This window comes from Streptomyces sp. SD31, assembly GCF_052068475.1.
In the GTDB taxonomy this organism is placed as follows: domain Bacteria; phylum Actinomycetota; class Actinomycetes; order Streptomycetales; family Streptomycetaceae; genus Streptomyces.
This window is the reverse complement of sequence record NZ_JBQHCX010000015.1, coordinates 107912-124037: the sequence shown is the minus strand read 5'-3', so window position 1 is coordinate 124037 and position 16126 is coordinate 107912. Positions and strand designations below refer to the sequence as shown.

Genomic DNA, 16126 nt, shown 5'->3' with positions numbered 1-16126 from the left:
ACGCTCAGGCAGCGCCTGGCAGAAACGGGCTCGCGGTTCCGCTCCATGTCACGCTCAGCGCCTCACGAGCACGGGTGCAGGCGACGAAGAGCAGGCACCGCTCCCTGAGCAGGTCGGCGTCGTGCTGCAACGGGTCCGCCTCGCGCGGCGTGATCTCCCGGGTGAACGGGACGGTGCCGTCGGCGACACCGAGGACGGACACCGCTCGGAACTCCAGCCCCTTCATCGCGTGCATCGTCGCCAGCCGTACCCCCTCGGCTCCCTGCGGGACCTGCCCTTTGACTCGTAGCACCGGGATGCCGACGGCCTTCAGTTTCTCCTCGGCCGCGTCCAGGGAGAGGTTGAAGCGGGCGCACACGCCGATCTCGTGCGGCGCCAGACCTTCGGCGAGCAGCACCCGGACCCGCTCCACCAGTGCGTCGGTCTCCTCCTGCCGGGTCGCATACCCCTGCGTCTGGGGGCGGCGCCCGTGCAGCAGGGAGCGGTATCCGGCCAGCGAGTCCGTGCCCTCACCCTCCAGCGCGTCGACGGTGACCGGCGTCAGCAGCCGCGCCGACCAGGCGAGGATCTCCTCGGTGGAGCGGTAGTTGACGCGCAGCCGGAAGCTGCGGCCGGCCGTGGTGATGCCCAGGGAGCCGAGCGACACACGGGAGTCGTAGATCCGCTGATGCGGGTCGCCGGTGACGAACAGGTCGTCGGGGCCGGGGGCGACGACGGCACGCAGCACACGCCACTGCGCGGGGTGCAGGTCCTGTGCCTCGTCGACGACGACATGCGCGTACGGAGCCGGCTCCCCGGTGAGCAGTTCCGCCGCGCGGGCGCACACGCGCAGGTGAGTCGTCTCGCCACGGTCGCGCAGGAACTGTTCGAACCGCTCCACGCCCCTCCACACCTCCCGGCGGCGCGTGGGACCGAGACCGGTGCCCCGGCCACGGCGGCTCGCGCCGAGGTAGGCGTCGAGATCGCGGAGATTCTGGCCGAGTACGACGTGCCGGTACTCCTGCGCCAGGAACCGGTCGGTGAACGGCAGACCGAGCTGCTTGACCACCTTCTCCCACAGCTGCCGCTGTTCCCGGTCCCCGATCGGCTTGGGCGCGGCCCCCGACTTCGCGCGCACGATGCCGTTCGCACAGGCGTCGACCGTCGTCACGTCGACCCGCGCCAGCAGCTTCTCGTCCTCGTCGAGGAGGAGGCCGAGCATGTCCCGCAGTCCGGCGGCGAGCGCGTTGGTGTAGGTGGTGAGCAGGATCCGGCCGTCCTCTGAGCGGCCGAGCAGGTGCCTGACCCTGTGCAGGGCCGCCACCGTCTTGCCCGTCCCGGGACCGCCGGTGACCTGGACGGGACCCCCGTACGAGGCGCGGTAGGCGACGCGCCGCTGGGAGGGGTGGAGGAAGACCCGCCAGGCGTCGAAGGGCTTCTCCAGGATCTCCTCCAATTCCTGTGGCCCGGTGACCAGCCGGATGCGCGCGGGAGTGTTGGCGATCACCGTGGCCAGGTCCTCGACGGGCTCGGCGGGCGCGTCGGCGGGCCGGCGGATGGCGACGACGTCCCGGTAGACCTCCTCCGGGCTGAAGCCCTCGGCGAGGTACTGCAGCACCTCCAGCTGGTCCTCCGGCAGGAGCGTGGCGAACGCCTCCAGTTGCGCCTTGTCCACCAACGAACGTGCGGCGCGCAGCACTTGGTCGTCGATGCCGAGTTCGCGCAGCGTGCCGTCGGAGACGTCCGCGAACAGCAGCCGCGCAGCCGTGCGCGCGGCTGTCTCGTACAGCGGTGTCAGCTCGTCCAGGGCGACGGCGTTGCGTACCTCCAGGGCCCGGGTCGCGGAGTTGGCGCTGTACAGACGCTTCGCCGCCCACGTGTAGGCGTCGTCGTGCGGAAGGACGTTGACCAGCAGGAACACATCGCTGCCGTCGTCGGGGGCGAGGACGACGCCGCGCCAGAAGTCGGTGATGCGAATGGTGCGCATCCGCGGGTCACGGGCGTTTTCGACGGACTCCAGGTGCAGTCCCTTGTCCGCGTTGAGTTCGGCGACGCGCATGGCCTGGAATTTCGCCATGGCCTTGCGCACTCCGGCTCGGACCGGCTTCTCCAGGGTGTCGTAACCGTCCCAGAAGCTCTGGGCGAAGGCGAGCCGGGGCATGAGGTCTGTTCCTTTCTGCCGAACGGTGTTTCATGATCGGGGATCCGGGGCGGCCGTGGGCAGCCGTCCGGCGATGTCCCGGAGAGTTGACAGGAGTTGTTCCGGTTCCCGGGACAGATCGAGGCTGTGCTGGTAGAGCCGCACTCCCCGGCTGTCCGGCCCCGCCTGCGTTCCGCGCACCTCGTGGAATCGCTCAGGTCGGCGTCCGGCCGCGTACACCAGGTGCGCCTCGCGCAGACCGAGCACGGTGGCGTAGGCGAGCGCCTGGTACAGATCGGCGTTGAGGAGCCCGTCGGCCTTCTCGACCTTGTACTTGGCGTCGACGACGGCGAGCGGAGTACGACCGTCACCGGTGCGGACGACGAGGTCGGGCCGCATCCGCACGAGACCAGCGGTGTCGAGGTGGTGGGGGTCCTGGAGGCGGGCGGTCAGGCCGTGCTCCCGAAGGGCCTCGCGCAGGGCGACAGTCACGAAGTCTTCGAACAGCCTGTTCATGTCCAGCAGGAAGCCGTCCACGGCGAGTGGTGCCGCGCCGGCCGGCCGGTGTTCCGGCGAGGTGCCGCGCAGGACGGCCTCGGCGAGTCGCAGCGCGGGCTGATAGCGGGAGTTGAGCCGGGACGGCTGCCAGCGTGGCAGTTCCTGGCCCCGTATCAGCGGCGCCGCGTCGGCGAGCCGTACGCGCTGGTGGGCGAGGCGCCGCCGGACCGGACCGGGCACGCCCGGAAGCCGCAGCAACCGTTCGGCGGCGGCGCGCAGGATCCGGTTCTCCGCGGTGTCGGCGGTGTACGCGTCATAGACGATCTCCGCGGGAGGCGTACGGCCGAAGTGCCGCCGGATCTGCTCGGCCTCGCGCAGCCGCCCGCGCACGACCAGCGCGGACTCGGCCACCTCCCGGTAGCCCTGCAGGACCCCCTGGCGCAGCGCCGCGTCGATCTGCCGCTCCACGGCGTGCGCGAGCGCGGGGACGACGTCGTCGTACGCGCCGGTGTCGATCGTGCCCTCCCGGCTGTCGCGCCAGGCGCGGGCCGGGTCGAGGCTGAACCCGAGGAGGAAGAACAGCCGGCTCACCGGCGTCTTGGGCATGATCCGTACGACCGGACCGCCGGGCGTGCGCACGGCGCCGACCCGGCTGCCAGCCCGCAAAAGCCAGTGCCTGTCCCGGCCGGGGTCAGGAGTGGCGCTCTGCAGGATGCCGGAGGCGGCCAGGGCCCGCCCGGCCTCGGTGTCGAGCGGGACGGAGACGGCGGGCCCGTACTCCCGCAGCGACACCTCAAGCGCGGTCACGGTCACGGGCGCCGCTCGCGCAGCGAGTCGAGGCCGTAGCGGGCGCCGACGTCGAGCCCCTCGCCGTAGTGGTGCTCCTCCAGCAGCGGCAGGATCTTCGTGCGCCAGGTCCGTTCCAGGCCTCCGTCGCGGTACACGCCCGGTTTCATCAAATACGAAGGCCCGATGGCGAAGTCGGCGTCGTCGATACGTGCGTTGAGGGCATCGAGGAGGCGGGCGGGCTCCGGGTCCCTGTCCTCGCGCTGCAGCCAGCGGGCGAGCAGTCCGGCGGTCGGCTCGGTGCGCGGGGACAGTTCCACGAACGCGAATCGGCGCCGCATCGCCGCGTCGACCAGGGCGATCGACCGGTCGGCGGTGTTCATCGTGCCGATCACGAACAGGTTGGGCGGCAGCGCGAAGTCGTCCCCGGAGTAGGTGAGCCGGACCGACCGCGTGCGGTACTCCAGGAGGAAGTACAGCTCGCCGAAGACCTTCGCCAGGTTGGCCCGGTTGATCTCGTCGATGATCAGGAAGTGCGGGATGTGCCGGTTGCCCTCGCGGGAGGCGAGGTCGGCGAGTTCCCGCAACGGTCCCGCCGTGAGCCGGAAGGCCACCTCGCGCGTCTCGGGATCCTCCACGGGCCGGAACCCCTCGAAGAAGTCCTCGTAGGCATACGACGGGTGGAACTGCACGATCTTCACCTGCTCCGGACCGCCGCCGAAGTACTCGGCCAGCTTCATCGCCAGGTAGGTCTTCCCAGTGCCCGGTGGGCCGTAGAGCACCAACTGCCGCTCTTCAAGGAGGAGTTCACGCATCTCGTCCAGCCAGGCGCGGTCGTGTACGAGGAGTTCGGCGGCGAGTGCCTCGGTGATGTCCGGCAGCGTGAGCTCCCGAGGCCCCGGCCGTTCGGCGGCGGGGTGTTCGCCACTGTCGCCGGTTGCTGCCGGGTCCGTACCGTCTGCAAGCCCGATGAGCGCGTCCAGCGCGTCCAGGACGCCGGCCAGGTCGACGACGTCGTGCTGGACGGACAGCCTCTGCTGCACTTCCTCCGGCAGTTCCTCGTACGCATGGCTCTTCGTGAACCAGGTGACGGTCCTGCGCAGGTTGGACAGCCCGCCCGGCGACGAGGTCTGTACGGCGTCTCCGGTGATCCGCCCGATGTGCAGCCGGCCGTCGCCGATGGTGGCCACGGTGTCGCCGATGCGCATCTGCGTCAGGAAGGCGTGCAGTTCGTCGACGAGACCCCGCTTCTGGTTGTACGAGGCCGCCCCCTCGTACCCGTCCTCGACGAAGCGGCGCAGCGTGCTCTTCGTCGGATCGGTCTCCTCCAAGGGCGGCAGGTGCGCGGCCGCGAGCGAGACGAACCCCTCCTTCAGCCACAGCTGCCGCACCAGGTTGTGCCCGGAGACATTGGAACCGCGCACCAGCCACGCCTTGCGCGGGGCCCGCCAGCCGGTGGACAGATAGTCGGCGAGCGGGTGGCCCTCGGAGGTTCGCCAGGACTCCGGCCCGGACGCGTCGTAGCCGTACACGAGCGCGGCGGCGGCTGAAGAGGAGTTGCACTCGATGTCCCGGGTCGCCACCCAACGCGGCGGTGCCTGCGGCTCGTCGGGAGAGGCGGGCGCGTCCGCGAACCCGCCTCTCGCGCGCAGGTCCGCGCGGATCCGGCGGGCGTGGTCGCCGAGTCCGGGCCATGCCTCGGCGGCCACCGCCGACCCCTCCCGCAGGAGGAACTTGTGTGTGCCGTTGCCGCCGAACTCGGCGAGCAGATGCCCGCGCGCCTCACCGCCGTCCTTGGGGAGCTTGATGCGGAACTCGGGCGTGCCGGGGAGGCGTTCGGGCTGGGGCATGAGTGACCTTCCGGGTGGGGCGGGGTCTTCACGAACACCGTCACATTACCTGTTGACACTGTCAAGCGACTAGGAGTACAAGTAAACGCATGCACAGAATATGTTGAGGATGTGACTACTCCGGTCTTAAAGTGTGGATATCTCCGGCAGGCTTGCTGGAGCGGGGGCATGAGGGGGAGCCGGTGGCCGAGGTCGAACGGCGCATGATCGAGGCGGAGTTGCCGTCCGTCATCAAGAGACTGAGAGGCTGCGCCTCCCGTGCGGGCGTGGTCAGTCAGCGGGCTTTCGCGGCGGAAGCGGAACGGCTCGGGCTCAGGACCGACGAGCAGCGAGCGAGGCTCAGGAAGGGGCTCGCTACGGTCGGCATCCATGTGAAGGCCTCGCGCCGGGCCGCGGTCCCGTCGGTGAAGGCGTCCTCCCCGGTACCGCCCGCCGTCCTTTCCGCGACAGCGCCCCCGGTATCGTCCGCCGTCCCTTCCGCGACAGCGCCCCCGGTATCGCCCGCCGTCCCTTCCGCAGCGGCCGTCCGCATGGCCCAGGCCCGGCGGATGCTGGCCCGCTACGCCGACGCGGGCGGCAGCGTCGGCAAGCTCGCCCACGACGGCGTCGTACGGCTGCACGGGCTCAGCCCCACCGAAGCGCGTGAGCTGACCGCCGACTTCCCGATCACCCGCCCCCGCCCGCCCGTCAGTCCCGCCAGGTCCGTAAGTGCCGTCAGGTCTGTGAGTCCCGTCAGGTCTGGCCAGGCGGTGACGGTCGGTCAGACGCGGCGCGCGGCACCCGCATCCACCGCGACGCCGAGCGCCGCACCCGCGAAGGTGCCGGCCGGCGGCAAGCCCGCCCGCTCCGCCGATTCCGTCACGGCCCCGCGACTGGCCGACGCCGTGCTCGCGGCCAGGGCGGTGCTGGAGGCGGACCGATGGCGGCGCGGCACCGCCAAGGTGCTGCTCAAGGCGGAAGAGGAAGTCGGCCTCGCCGTGCTCCTGCGCGGCGGTGAAGACCGCCTCGGTCGTACCGACCGCCTCGGCCGCGATGTTCCGGTGGAGGAGATTGCCGCCCTGCCCCGAGACGGCGAGCGGTGGCGCGCTTACGAATGCCTCGTCCTGCACAACCAGCGGCTCGTCTGGAAGATCGCGCTCGGCTACCAGGGACGCGGACTGGACGCCGACGATCTCGTCCAGCACGGAACCATCGGACTCCTGCGTGCGGTCCGTAGGTTCGACGCCACCAAGGGCTTCAAGTTCTCGACGTACGCGACCTGGTGGATCAAGCAGGCCATCACGAGGGCCATCGCCGACGAGGGCACCCTGATCCGACTGCCCGCGTACGTCCACGAAAAAGTCAGCAAGGTCGCCGTCGCCGAGCGCAAGCTCCTGAACGAAGGCCGCCCCAGGACCGTCGACAACGTGGCGTACGTCAGCGGCCTCACCTTCGCCGAAGTGGAGGAGGTGCGCCGGATCAGCCGGCCCACCGACTCCCTGGACCGGATCATCGGCGATGACGCCGCGCTCGGTGACCTGATCATCGGGCCGAGCCGACTGCCCGGCCCTGACGTCGTGTTGATCCGCAAGGAGTTGATGGCGCGGCTGCGCCTCGTACTGGAGGAGCTCTCCGAGCGAGAGCGGCACGTGCTCGTCCGGCGCACCGGACTCGACGGTGACGAGCCGGGCACGTTGGAGGAGATCGGCGTCGTCTTCGGAGTCACCCGCGAGCGCATCCGCCAGATCGAATCGAAGGCCAAGGCGAAGTTCTACGGTCATGCGGCCCGCCACGGCCTGGTGGCGCCGCCCCCCTGAACCCGCGCATACACCGCCGCAACCGGCGCGTACACCGCCGCGCCCGTCACCACTCTCCACTCTCATCCGAAGGAACCGCACATGGACCCCCGCCAGGAGCTGGTCGACTACCTCACCCGCCAGCTCGTCGGTCCCGCCGGCGGTGACGACGAGGTGCTCGACGCACCGCCCGACCGGCAGTACCTCATGGGCACGCTCTACCCCCAACAGGCCGATCTCCAGCGGCAGCTCGCCCTCGCGGCCGACGACCCCGAGGCGCCCGGCACCGAGGAGGCGGCCCCCGACGTGGACCCGGCTCCCGACCCGGTGCCCGAGACCAACAGCTGGCTGCCCGCGTCCCTCGGCCTCAGCTTCTACACCGACGCCACCCACGTCGAGGTGAGCTGCGCAGCCGCCCGCTACGAGACCCAGCGCAACGAACCCGGCCGTGGGCGGCGCTGGCAGCGCCACCCCTTCACGCCGGAGACACACACGGTCGGCCCTGACCGGACGGAAGTGCCCGTCCTCGACGGCCGCGCGAAGATCCAGCTGACCCGCCGCTCCTACGGCGACGGCACGCTCGTCACCGTCGCCCTCGTCAACACCGCCCGCCACGACGGCTCCGAAGGCAAGGCGCCGAGCTGGGACGACATGCTGTTCCAGTGCCGGCTCACGGTACGCCCCACCGGCGGCGCCGTGCTGCCGTATCCCAGCGTCAGGCTCGCCAGTCGCGATCCCGAGGAACGCGAACTGCGCCTCCAGTACCGGCACGTGGTCACCCATGCCGTCGGCCACGGCTGTGCCGTCCGGGAGGACCCCGGCGAGGACGGCGGCGTTGCACTCCTTGCCTGCGAGGCACTGCCGCGCGCCGAGGTGCCCGCCACCCGGGCCGGTGGCCCGCTCGACGCCCCCGTGCTCACCGTCTCCCACCTCGCCGACCCGGCCGTCAGCGCTGATCAACTCCGTGAGGAGCTGGCCGAGTTCGCCGCCGCGTACCACGCCTGGTACGTGGGCCAGCGATCCGTCGACGTGCCGCCCTGGGGGCGGGAGGCCGCGGAGCGGATCCTCGGCCGCGTCCGCCAGGCGGTCACCCGGATCGAAGCGGGCGTGCGCACCCTGTGCGATCCTGCCCGCCCCGAACTCCTCGCCGCCTTCCGTATCGCCCAGCGCGCCATGCTGCTCCAGATGCGGCACTCCGCCCCCGACCAGGCCGGTCAGCGGCGCCACCGCTCGGAGCCCGTGGCCATCGAGCCGCCCGTCGACCCCAAGGCCGCCTGGCGCCCCTTCCAGCTGGCGTTCTTCCTCCTCGCCCTCGACGGCGTCGCCGACGCCGATCACCGCGACCGCGAGACCACCGACCTGATCTGGTTCCCCACCGGCGGTGGCAAGACCGAGGCCTATCTGCTCCTGGCCGCCTTCACCATCGCCCTGCGCCGGATCCGAGGCGAGGGCGACGGAACCGCCGTGCTCAGCCGCTACACCCTCAGCCTGCTCACCACCCAGCAGTTCCAGCGCGCCGCCACCACGATCTGCGCACTGGAACACCTGCGCCGCACCGAACCCGGACTCGGTCTCGGGGACAGGCCGATCACCATCGGACTGTGGGTCGGCGAAAGCACCACCCCCAACAGCTTCGAGGCGGCCAAGACCACCTTCGACGAGCAGCGCGAGGCCAGCCACCCCACAGACGTCTTCATCCTCGACCGCTGCCCGTGGTGCGGCACCCGCATCCTGCCGCAGAGCCGCTCCGGCGTCCGCTCCGACTACGGAGTGCGCGCCGAACCGGACGACTTCGCCTTCAACTGCCCCCGTGACGAGTGCGCCTTCCACGACGTCCTGCCCGTCGCCGTCGTCGACCAGCATCTCTACCGGAACCCGCCCACCTTCGTCCTCGGCACCGTCGACAAGTTCGCACGGCTCGCCTGGGAGCCCGACTCCGGCCGTCTCTTCGGCGCCGGCACCGGCAACCCGCCTCCGTCCCTGATCATCCAGGACGAGCTGCACCTGCTCACCGGGCCGCTCGGCACCACCGTCGGCCTCTACGAAGCGGCCGTCCTGGAGCTGTGCACCGACGCGGCCGGCCGCCCGCCCAAGATCGTCGCCGCCACGGCCACCATCCGGCGCTCCGCAGAGCAGGTGCGCGCCCTGCACCACCAGGACGTCCAGCTCTTCCCGCCGTCCGGACTCGACGCCCGCGACAGCTTCTTCGCCGTCCCCGACACTGGCCGACCCGGCCGCCTCTACCTCGGCGTCATGGCCCAGGGCCACACTGCGGGCCGCGGCGCCGTCGCCACCACCGCGGCCATGCTCCAGGGCGTCCACCAGCTCCCCGAGGAGCACCGCGACGACTACTGGACCCTCGTCGCCTACCACCACAGCCTGCGTGAGCTGGGCCGGACCGTGACCGCGGCCGGCGACGACATCCCCGCCCAGCTCCGGTCGCTCGACGAGGGCGCGGGCGTTCGCGCGCTGGACGGCGAGCACGTGCAGCAACTCGACAGCAGCGTGCCGCGCGCCGACCAGCCCATCCTCCTCGACCGCCTCGAAAGGCCGTGGACGGATCCCCGGTCGGTCTCGTTCCTGCCGTGCACCAACATGCTCTCCGTCGGCGTCGACGTGAAGCGGCTCGCGTACCTGCTCATGCAGGGCCAGCCCAAGACCACCGCCGAGTACATCCAGGCCACCAGCCGCGTCGGCCGGCACCACGTGCCCGGACTGGTCGTCACCTACTTCAACGCCACCCGCCCGCGCGACCGTTCGCACTACGAGACCTTCATCGACTACCACCGGGCCCTCTACCGGTACGTCGAACCCGCCAGCATCACCCCCTGGTCCCTGCCCGCCCGCCGCCGCGCCCTGCACGCCGTGCTCGTCATCCTCGTCCGCCACCGGCTCGGCCTGGCCGCGGAGAACGAGGCCGGACTGCTCACCCGCCGCAAGGACGAGGCCGAGCAGATCGCCGACGCCCTCGCCGAGCGCGCCGCGGTCGCCGAGCGCGACGCCACGGGAGCCGACGCCGACGCCGTACGCGCCGACGTCCGCGCGGAACTCGGCTACCTCCTGGACGCCTGGTACCGGCAGACCGAGGCGGCGGAGGCCGAGGGCAAGAGCCTCTACTACGGCAGCCAGGGCAAGGGACAGCACAACCTGCTCAAGAGCTTCGAGCAGCGCTACGGCCTGTGGGAGACCCTCAACTCCATGCGCAGCGTCGATCGAGAGTGCCAGATCACCGTGACGGGAGCAGGAAAGTGACGCGCAAACTCCGGGTCCGCCAGGCGCAGACCGTGCTGCCGTTCGGCGTCGGCGCCGTACTCGACGTGCAGGGCGAGTCATTCGTCGCCGCCGGCATCGAGAACTGGCCGCAGCTCAAGCCCTCCGTCCCGTCCCAGCGGCTCGCCGACCGCCTGGGCGTCACTGGCTTCTACGCCGCCCCGCACACCCTCAACGACCGCTACGACCAGCCCGACCGCCCCGGCGTCCCCTACGTGCGCTTCCCCGGCTGGCTGTTCTGCGGGGCCTGCCGGGTCATGGTCCGCTTCCTGCGCGAGCACGAGAAGCCGGGCGAGCCGCCCGTCTGTACATCCTGCGCCGCCGCACCCCGCCTGACCCCCATGCGGTTCGTCCGCATCTGCGCGGACGGCCACCTCGACGACGTCGACTGGTGGTACTGGGCCCACTCCACCGTCACCCCCGAACGACGGGCCGCCTGCTCCGAGTCGAAGCAGACATGGAAGGCACGCCGGCTCAGCTTCCGGGTCGCCGACCGCGCGTCCGGGCTCGAAGCGCTCTCGGTGCGCTGCGGAGCGACGGGGGAGGGCGGCAAGCCGTGCGGCGCCGAGCGGGACCTGCTCGACATCCTCGGCCCCCAGGGCGGCCACTGCTCCGGCCGCAACCCCTGGCAGCGCCGGATCGACAACGCCACCTGCGGCCAGCAGGTCCACATCGTGCAGCGCACCGCCGGCAACGTCTACTACCCGTCGGTCTACTCGGCCCTGGACATCCCCCAGACCGCCGAACCACCCCGGGCCGAACAGGACTTGGCGGAGACGGTCCGAAACCACGGCTACTGGACGAACCTGATCGACGTACACGGCACGCCCCGGGCCGAGGTCTTCCGCGACATGATCAAGGAGGACACCGACGCCCCCGACAGCCTCATCGACCAGCTCCTCGCGGAGGCCACGGGCGCACCCGCGCCCCTGCCCGCCGAGCGGCCGGAGCCGGCGAAGCCCGACGTGAGCCGCGATGAGTGGTATGCCTTCGACGCCGTCGAACTCCCGGAGCCCACAAAGGAGTTCGCGATCCGGCGCGGCGGCCTCGGCCTCGACGGCGAGAGCGAGGAGCCCTGGGCCACCCTCGACGCGCACATCGACGGCGTCGTCCTCGCCGACCGCCTGCGCGAGGTAAGGGCCCTGACCGGGTTCCGCCGCCACTCCCCGCACGGCACCCTCGTACGCGCCGACACCAGCGGCCGCCTGCGCTGGCTGCCCGCGACCGAGGTCTACGGCGAGGGCATCGTCCTCACCCTCGACGAGCAGCGCCTCACCGCCTGGGAACGCGACCCCCGCGTCCAGGCCCACGTCCACGGCGTCCGGACGGACCTGGACGCGTCGTTCCGCGACGAGCAACTGGCCGAAACGGTCGGCAGCGACCTCTCACCCCGCTTCCTTCTCCTGCACACCCTCGCCCACCTCCTCATCCGCCAGCTCTCCTTCGACTCCGGCTACACCACCGCAAGCCTGCGCGAGCGCGTGTACGGCCGCCCCGAGTACGGCCAGCGCGGACTGCTGGTCTACACGGCCGCCGGTGACGCGGAAGGCACCCTCGGCGGTCTGGTCCGGCAGGGCGAGGCACCGCACTTCGCCGAGACACTGATCCGCATGCTGGAAGCCGCCGCCTGGTGCTCGGCCGACCCGCTGTGTGCCGAGCACACCGGCCAGGGCTTCGGCAACCTCAACCGGGCCGCCTGCCACGCCTGCACCCTGCTGCCCGAGACGAGCTGCCAGACCGGCAACACCCTCCTCGACCGCGCCCTGGTCGTCGGCTCCGCCCGCGTCCCCGGCTACTTCACCGACGTCCTCACCGCGAGCCGCGAGTACGCGGCCGCCACGGCCCTGGGATGACGCCCATGACCACCGCGAACGCCCCCGTCCTCCACCCGGACCTCACGCCCGACCAGCGCGACTGCCTGGACGCCCTACCGCTGACCGGCAACCACGTCGTCAGCGGCCCGCCCGGCAGCGGCAAAAGCCTGCTCGCCGCGCACCGCGCCGTCCACCTCTCCCTCACCGGCAGACCCACCCTGCTCCTGACCCGCTCCAACCTCCTGCGCCAGCTCCTGCGGGACACGCTCCAGGGCCTCACGGTCCCCGGTGCCCCCGTCGAGGCCGCCACCGTCCACGGCTGGGTTCTGCGCCACTTCGGATACGGCGCACCGCGCACCCAGGACGGCTGGTTCGACTGGACGGCCCTCACCGGCCAGGCCGCCGAGACGCTCGGCGAGGACGACACGACCACACCCCACCTCGTCGTCGACGAGGGCCAGGACCTGTCGCCCGGCTTCTACCGGGTGGCCCGTATCGCCGCCGCCTCCGTCACGGTCCTCGCCGACGAGTGCCAGCGCCTCACCGAGACGAACTCCACCCTCACCGAGATCACCGACGCCCTCGGCCGCTCCACTCGCCGTGTCGAGATCGGCGGGAACCACCGCAACAGCCGCGAGATCGCCTCCCTCGCCGAGCACTTCCGCACGGGCGGCACCCGACCCGACATCCCCTTCCGCAGCGGGACGCTGCCCGTGGTCCGCCACTGTTCCGGCACCAAGGACCTCGCCGACGACATCACCGCCCTGGCGGCCCGGCACCCACGGGACCGCATCGGCGTCATCGTCAACTCCGCGCGTACGGCCGCCGACCTGATGCGCCGCCTGGAGCGCGCGGGCCTGGCCCAGGAGCCCCAGCTCTACAGCTCGGCGGCCTCCTCCGGCCGCTATCGCGACCTCGACCTCGCCCGCCCAGGCGTCGTCCTCGTCCACCGCGCCAGCGCCAAGGGCCTCGACTTCGACACGGTCGTCATCGCCGACGCGGAGTCAGACTCCGCCGCCGACCCCACGTCGGCAGCCCTGCGCATGGCGTATTACGTCATGATCACCCGCGCCCGGGAGCGGCTGGTGCTGAACTGGCAGGGCAATCGGATGCCGCGGCACCTGGAGGGGCTGGACGGGCGGGTGCACCTGCGGTGAGGGCGACCGAGGCCACGAGCACGCTGCAAATCACAAGGGGAGACGATGACTGACGACCGCAAGACGACCGTGCCCGTGTGGACGCTGGCGACCGCTGACGTCCGGGTGTCAGGGGTGACCGCGGGCGAGTCGATGACCGCTGAGCGCCTGGCTGAACTGCGCGGAGTGCTGGCCGTCCTGGCCGACCAGCCGATCGTCACGCTGGAGGCGCATCCGCTGCCCGACAAGATCGACCGAGGCCGTGGCATCCCGCTCGACGCCGCGAGCCCCTTGGCGCAGCACCTGTCGCAGTTCATCACGCAGTCGACGCGCACTTCCCTCACGACGGCCAGAGCGACCGCTTCCGGCGAGAATCTGTATCGCATGGTGGTTCCGGCGAAGGTCGCCGCCCAGTTCGGACAGGGCCTCGTCCGCCCGATGGTGCCGAAGGGGGCGGCCGGTGCCATCTACGGTGAGCTCGTGAGCTCGACGGGCAGGATCGCCTCCAAAGCGAGGTTCGTGCCGGTCGGAGGAGCGGCAGCGGCTGGCACGGCCGGCGGGGCCGGCGCGACCGCCGGTGCCGCGGCCGCCGGCGGCACGGCGCTCACCGTGGCCGCTCCACTCGTGCTCATGGCCGTGGCGGTGGGCGTGAGCGCGCACGCCGACCGCAAGCGCCAGCAGGCCATCGAACACATCACACAACTGCTGGAGCAACTTCAGGAGGACAAGCTCGACGACGAGCACAGCGAACTCGACGGCTGCCGCGACGCCATCGACAAAGCCACCGCGATTCTGCTCGACCAGGGCAAGCTCGGTGTCTCGCTGGGACTCGACTCGGCGGTGCATGCCATCAACACGGCGCTCGGCAAAGCCGACCGCCGCCTTGCCCGATGGCAGAGCGCGCTCGACGGACTGCCCGAGGGCGAGGCCGTCGAACTCGGCACGTTGACCAAGTCGTTCCCCGGCGTCGACGACCACGGCGGCACGTTCCGCGCCCACCTCGAACTCGCTTCCCTGGCTGTCGCGCTGAAGCGGCGGGTCGTCGTCCTCCAGGCCGTCGAGCACGCCCAGAGCGAACCCGGCAACTCTTTCGAGAACTTCACCCGCGCACTCAAGCGCGACCAGCAGCGCCTCGACGAACTGGAGTCGGGCATCGCCGCTGTCCTGGTACGCCTGTCGGCCCTGGAACTGGCACGCCCGAACGGTCTGCGACCCGTCTTCACGACCGGTGAGGTCGATCGCCTCATGAGCGCGGCACACCGTATTCACCAGCTGGGTGCCGGCGTCTCGGTCAGTGGTCGCCCGATGGACGTGGCGATCGAGATCGCCCGGGACAAGGACGGCTCCGTGACCGTGTTCCCCGCGCTGCCCGTGTAGGCGTTGACGCGCTCGCGCTCTCACTTGCTGAGCGGTGCGGGGTTGCACAGGTGACTTGAGGCCGCACGCTCACCGGTCGGCGCTGCCGGGTGGGACGACCCACTCGGTGGGCTGGCCGGTGAGGGAGGCGATCATGTCGAAGTCCCCGTCGTAGTGGAGGACCGTTCGCTGGTTCAGTTCGGCTGTGGCGGCGATCAGCAGGTCGGGTAGGGACAGGGCGCGGTGGAAGCCCGCGTTGAGGGCATGGCGCTGGATCTCAAGGGCGCGGCTGAAGGCGTCGTCGTCGGTTCCGAGGAAGTCGAAGGCGTGGAGCCAGGTGCTGATACGTGTCGCTTCCGAACTGTCCCGTGCCGAGTGGATCATCTCGAACTCGGTGGGGCGGCATACGGCGAGCAGGTAGCGCTCATGCAGAGGCTTGAGCACCTCCTTGACGCTCGGCTTCGTCCAGCGGGCGAGGGCGGACTTGTCGATCAGATAGCGGTCCTGCATCAGGCGGCTTGGCCTCCCCCGCGCTTGAGGGAGCCGTCCGCGTTACGGGGGCCGGTGTTCTCGACGATCTCGCTGAAGTCGAGTTCGCCGGCGTCCATGGCGTCGAAGCCCTCCTGTCGCAGGTGCCTCTTGACGGCGTCTTCCATGGCGAGGCGGACGGCCTTGGCCTTCGTTTTGGTCCCGAAGATGCGCATGGCTTCGGCGACCATGTCCTCGTCGAGGTCGATAACGGTTCTGGCCATGTGCGCGATCCCTTCGGAGACGATTTACGTCAGTGAAACGATACCATTCCTTAGCTTTGAGAGATATCATTTGAGGCGAGTGTTCCTGTCGCGGAGGGGCGGCTGCGGCGTTCGTGGAGGCGTGGCGCGCGTGCATTCTCCGTGGGTGAGGGCCGTTGCCCCTCACGGTGCTGAGAGCACCGCCCGGACGGTCTTGCCGCTGGGCGGAAAGGGGAGGGTCTCCCAGCGGTCGGCGGCCGCCGCGACGAGCGCGAGGCCGCGCCCGCTGGTGTGGAGCGAGGCGTCTGATACGGCGCTCACGGGACGGGCCTGCGGCCACCGGTCTCCACGCGCGTCAGTGACGTCGATGCGAAGGAGACCGGGCGAGGCGTCGAACGCGAGGGTCAGGCGAAAGCTGCGACCGGGTACGCGGCCGTGGAGCACGGCGTTCGTGGCAAGTTCCGATACGACGAGTTCGGCACGCTCCGTGAGGTCCTGCGGGGTGTTCCAGGACCGCAGTTCGGTCACGGCGAGCAGTCGGGCGAGCCGGGCGCCCCGCCGGGTGGACGACAAAAGCTGCGTGAAGGTGCGGGTGGGGGCGCCGAGTTGGGGAGTGGCGTGGTTCATGGCGCCAGCGTGGCCGTTGGGGGCGGGTGAGAGGGAGCGCGGCACCCCGTACGCGGAGTCAGCGTACGGACACAAAGGGTGGACAGTACGCTGCATGATTCGTCACGCTGAGTGGCAAGTGCGGGGCTGTGAGGCACTGTTGTGGTGCCGTGCGGAGAGAGGGG

11 protein-coding genes are annotated in these 16126 nt (G+C 71.0%); 5 read left to right on the top strand and 6 right to left on the bottom strand.

The window, feature by feature from the left end; all coding sequences use genetic code 11:
- Positions 1-4 precede the first annotated feature (4 nt).
- From ACTMVF_RS29580 to ACTMVF_RS29570, 3 genes are read right to left on the bottom strand one after another with little or no spacing between them, the layout of a single operon-like run.
- Complete coding sequence (locus ACTMVF_RS29580) at positions 5-2140, bottom strand: UvrD-helicase domain-containing protein (protein WP_441274150.1); 2136 nt, start codon at positions 2138-2140, stop codon at positions 5-7.
- 30 nt (positions 2141-2170) lie between these two features.
- Entirely contained in the window at positions 2171-3430 is a 1260-nt protein-coding gene (locus ACTMVF_RS29575; protein ID WP_441274149.1) for an McrC family protein, read from the bottom strand.
- Complete coding sequence (locus ACTMVF_RS29570; protein WP_441274148.1) at positions 3427-5253, bottom strand: AAA family ATPase; 1827 nt, start codon at positions 5251-5253, stop codon at positions 3427-3429. Before ACTMVF_RS29570 ends, ACTMVF_RS29575 begins: the two co-directional genes overlap by 4 nt.
- Positions 5254-5435: 182 nt before the next feature.
- Between ACTMVF_RS29570 and ACTMVF_RS29565 the strand changes: the two genes are divergently transcribed.
- The 5 genes from ACTMVF_RS29565 (at position 5436) to ACTMVF_RS29545 (ending at position 14625) form a co-directional block, all read left to right on the top strand.
- Complete coding sequence (locus ACTMVF_RS29565) at positions 5436-7049, top strand: sigma-70 family RNA polymerase sigma factor (protein ID WP_441274147.1); 1614 nt, start codon at positions 5436-5438, stop codon at positions 7047-7049.
- 81 nt (positions 7050-7130) lie between these two features.
- A complete protein-coding gene (locus tag ACTMVF_RS29560) occupies positions 7131-10280 on the top strand; it encodes a helicase-related protein (RefSeq protein ID WP_441274146.1) in 3150 nt (1049 codons plus the stop codon).
- A complete protein-coding gene (gene drmB / locus ACTMVF_RS29555; protein WP_441274145.1) occupies positions 10277-12151 on the top strand; it encodes a DrmB family protein in 1875 nt (624 codons plus the stop codon). Before ACTMVF_RS29560 ends, drmB begins: the two co-directional genes overlap by 4 nt.
- Before the next feature lie 5 nt (positions 12152-12156).
- The gene (locus ACTMVF_RS29550) at positions 12157-13269 is read left to right on the top strand and encodes an AAA family ATPase (RefSeq protein WP_441274144.1); all 1113 of its coding nucleotides are present in this window, start codon (positions 12157-12159) and stop codon (positions 13267-13269) included.
- 45 nt (positions 13270-13314) lie between these two features.
- On the top strand, positions 13315-14625 hold the full coding sequence (locus ACTMVF_RS29545; RefSeq protein WP_441274143.1) for a hypothetical protein: 1311 nt from the start codon (positions 13315-13317) through the stop codon (positions 14623-14625).
- A gap of 69 nt (positions 14626-14694) precedes the next feature.
- Here ACTMVF_RS29545 and ACTMVF_RS29540 read toward each other — a convergent pair whose 3' ends face one another.
- From ACTMVF_RS29540 to ACTMVF_RS29530, 3 genes are all read right to left on the bottom strand, one after another.
- The gene (locus tag ACTMVF_RS29540; protein WP_441274142.1) at positions 14695-15114 is read right to left on the bottom strand and encodes a PIN domain nuclease; all 420 of its coding nucleotides are present in this window, start codon (positions 15112-15114) and stop codon (positions 14695-14697) included.
- Positions 15114-15356, bottom strand: coding sequence for a type II toxin-antitoxin system VapB family antitoxin (locus tag ACTMVF_RS29535; protein WP_048586308.1), 243 nt, complete (start codon positions 15354-15356; stop codon positions 15114-15116). Before ACTMVF_RS29535 ends, ACTMVF_RS29540 begins: the two co-directional genes overlap by 1 nt.
- Before the next feature lie 162 nt (positions 15357-15518).
- Entirely contained in the window at positions 15519-15962 is a 444-nt protein-coding gene (locus tag ACTMVF_RS29530) for an ATP-binding protein (protein ID WP_048586309.1), read from the bottom strand.
- Between the last annotated feature and the right edge of the window lie 164 nt (positions 15963-16126).

What these genes read in the sequence shown, in the direction of transcription:
- ACTMVF_RS29540 (WP_441274142.1), bottom strand. Translation starts at nt 15,114, where the DNA reads ATGCAGGACCGCTATCTGATCGACAAGTCCGCCCTCGCCCGCTGGACG.
- ACTMVF_RS29535 (WP_048586308.1), bottom strand. Translation starts at nt 15,356, where the DNA reads ATGGCCAGAACCGTTATCGACCTCGACGAGGACATGGTCGCCGAAGCC.
- ACTMVF_RS29570 (WP_441274148.1), bottom strand. Translation starts at nt 5,253, where the DNA reads ATGCCCCAGCCCGAACGCCTCCCCGGCACGCCCGAGTTCCGCATCAAG.
- ACTMVF_RS29560 (WP_441274146.1), top strand. Translation starts at nt 7,131, where the DNA reads ATGGACCCCCGCCAGGAGCTGGTCGACTACCTCACCCGCCAGCTCGTC.
- ACTMVF_RS29550 (WP_441274144.1), top strand. Translation starts at nt 12,157, where the DNA reads ATGACCACCGCGAACGCCCCCGTCCTCCACCCGGACCTCACGCCCGAC.
- ACTMVF_RS29545 (WP_441274143.1), top strand. Translation starts at nt 13,315, where the DNA reads ATGACTGACGACCGCAAGACGACCGTGCCCGTGTGGACGCTGGCGACC.
- ACTMVF_RS29580 (WP_441274150.1), bottom strand. Translation starts at nt 2,140, where the DNA reads ATGCCCCGGCTCGCCTTCGCCCAGAGCTTCTGGGACGGTTACGACACC.
- ACTMVF_RS29530 (WP_048586309.1), bottom strand. Translation starts at nt 15,962, where the DNA reads ATGAACCACGCCACTCCCCAACTCGGCGCCCCCACCCGCACCTTCACG.